This window comes from Streptomyces sp. NPDC002130 (genome assembly GCF_040296465.1).
In the GTDB taxonomy this organism is placed as follows: Bacteria; Actinomycetota; Actinomycetes; order Streptomycetales; family Streptomycetaceae; genus Streptomyces.
This window is the reverse complement of record NZ_JBEOXI010000598.1, coordinates 1-2,212: the sequence shown is the minus strand read 5'-3', so window position 1 is coordinate 2,212 and position 2,212 is coordinate 1. Positions and strand designations below refer to the sequence as shown.

The window sequence follows — 2,212 nt, the reverse complement described above, 5'->3', positions numbered from 1 at the left end:
CCACACCGTGCCGATCCTGACCACACCGCACGCCGCCCGCCGCCTGAGGGCCGTACACGGATTCCACCGCACGGCGGGGCTGCGCACCTGGAAGGTGCCCTTCGGTGATTCGCGCCGAGTCCTGAGCGGAAAGGAATGCCATCGCATACACCAGCGCGCCGATGGGCTTGAACAGCAGAAACGCCAGAATCCAGGACACCAACTTCTGGTACGACTGCGATCCCGTACTCGTTCCGGACGCAGCGGCCGCAACCGGCACAGCCGCGACAGCGACGATCAACAAGCCCTGACGGACCACGAGCAACGCAGCTTGCGCCAGCGCGCCCAAGATCCCCACCAGGCCGATCACGAACAGCAGCCCCGGAGAAGCACCGGTGAAGGCGCTGACCGCGAGCATCGAGTTCACCATCCCGATCGGGTCCTTGTTCGAGGTGTCGTCGACAATCCACTCGGCGAACCGGTCACCGGCAAGAGTGGCCAACGCGATGATCGAGGCGAACATCGTCGTCGCGAACACCGTGCGCGCCAACGCCTTGTACGTCTCCTCCGCTTCGTTGAGCAGTGCGTGACGTTTCGCGGCCGCCAGTTTGATGGCCATGAAAATCACCGACGCGGTCAGCAACGCCAACTGAATCCAGCCGGTGTACTCCGTGATCGCCTGGAGCGGCGTCGAATTCGCCAGATCCGGATTCGGCAGCTTGATCCACCACGTCATCGCCATCGTCAACACCTGAGCCATAGCCTCGAGGAACGACTTGACGATGTCGCCGAACTGCGAATCCCACATCTCGTTGACTTTGTCGCCCGCGAAGTTCGTCACCGCCGTGACCGGATTGCCGCCGGCCTCGCACAGCCCACCCGCCGCGTCACCCAAGAAGCCGCCGAGGACGGGGATCGCAGCTGTAGCTACCCCGGCCGCGATACCGCCGACTACATCGCACGTTCCGTTCGACTCCTCCTCCGCCTGTGAATCGCCGGGAGGTTGCGGTGCGTCCTGCGCCGAGGCGACAGAGGCCCCACCGAACATCACCAGCAGTGCGAGGACGAGTGCGAGAACTACTTTCCTGGCCATCGCGTCCACCCCGCTAACGTCGGAGTCGACCCCAGATCGCCCGCCGTGCGCGGAGCGATCTTGACGAACCAATCACCGTCGCACCACACGAGCTCAAGAGACGCGGTGGTCCATCCGTTTCCGGCGACGTTGTTAGCCGCGTACTCCACTACCGCGTAATCCGGCGACCAGTACTTGAGTCGGTACGCTTCCTGCCGAATCAGCGGCGCACCCAGAGCGCCGGTTCGACCATCGGCAACTGCTTGGCGAGCATCGACCAGGCTTGAGTTCCGCTCCGCTTCCAATTCGGGAGTGGTAGCCACTGCCCGGCGTTCCAAGAATGCGACGGCGCCATGATAGCTCGACTGGGCGCGGTTGACGGTCTGGAACCCGGCCAACGCCGCTCCTTGCGGTGTCTGCGCGAAACCGGTGGCCAGAGCCCCGTCAACCTTCGACGGGCCATCCGAAGTGGAGAACGGCATCGGGAAGTTCTGCACCTTCTGCCACATCACCCCAGCGGGCGGAAGTGCTGCGTAATCAGCCGCGCCCCGGTCCGGTTGGCCGGAACGATCCTGATCGAGAGCGACACCGTTCGGGTTCGGGGGTACTTCGACCCGGAATCCGAGTTCGTCGATGTACGGCAATCCCCAGTCCGAGCGGTCTTGCTGAGGAGAGATCGTCGCTCCCGGCTGAGGCTGCGCGGTCGGTTCGTCGGTCTGACTGCGATTGATCACCACGGCGATCACACCGCCCACTACAACGACGACCACGATGATCAGCGCAAGGTAGAACGTCCATTTGCGACCGATGAAGGACTCGTCCTCGCTGCTCTGCGGCTGCTGCTTCGTGGCCCTCATCGGTTGGCCGCCATTGCTATCGCCGACGACGGAAGCCCGTCGACCGAACTCACCCGGCCGCTGGTCTCGTCGTCGCCTGGGAGCAGTAGCTTCCAGTCCTCGCCCGACCACACCACCGTTACCTGCGATGCGGCGAACGACTGATCGGGGAACGAGGAATACACCGTCACCGCAGCGTTGTCGGCGTTGTAGTCGGTGACCTCGTAGCCCACGATCTTCGGTGCCTCCGCCGGAGCAGGCGGGCCGGCCTCCTGCTGGCCGTGGCCGGCACCGCGACGGCCGCCGCCTTCCTCCTGCTGGCCCG

Annotated in this window: 3 protein-coding genes; all 3 read right to left on the bottom strand. The window is 64.6% G+C overall.

What is annotated here, in order from left to right; translation table 11 throughout:
• Positions 1-1,081: hypothetical protein (locus ABT116_RS43325; RefSeq protein WP_351646258.1), on the bottom strand; the 1,081-nt coding region annotated here is incomplete at its 3' end.
• Positions 1,057-1,908 carry a DUF8175 domain-containg protein gene (locus ABT116_RS43320; RefSeq protein ID WP_351646256.1) on the bottom strand — a complete coding sequence of 284 codons (852 nt, stop codon included), beginning with the start codon at positions 1,906-1,908 and terminating at the stop codon, positions 1,057-1,059. The genes ABT116_RS43325 and ABT116_RS43320, both read right to left, overlap by 25 nt.
• Positions 1,905-2,212: DUF8175 domain-containg protein (locus tag ABT116_RS43315; protein WP_502984047.1), on the bottom strand; the 308-nt coding region annotated here is incomplete at its 5' end. The genes ABT116_RS43320 and ABT116_RS43315, both read right to left, overlap by 4 nt.

Excerpts from the sequence above, each read along its gene's own strand:
- ABT116_RS43320 (WP_351646256.1), bottom strand. The coding sequence starts at position 1,908 with ATGAGGGCCACGAAGCAGCAGCCGCAGAGCAGCGAGGACGAGTCCTTC.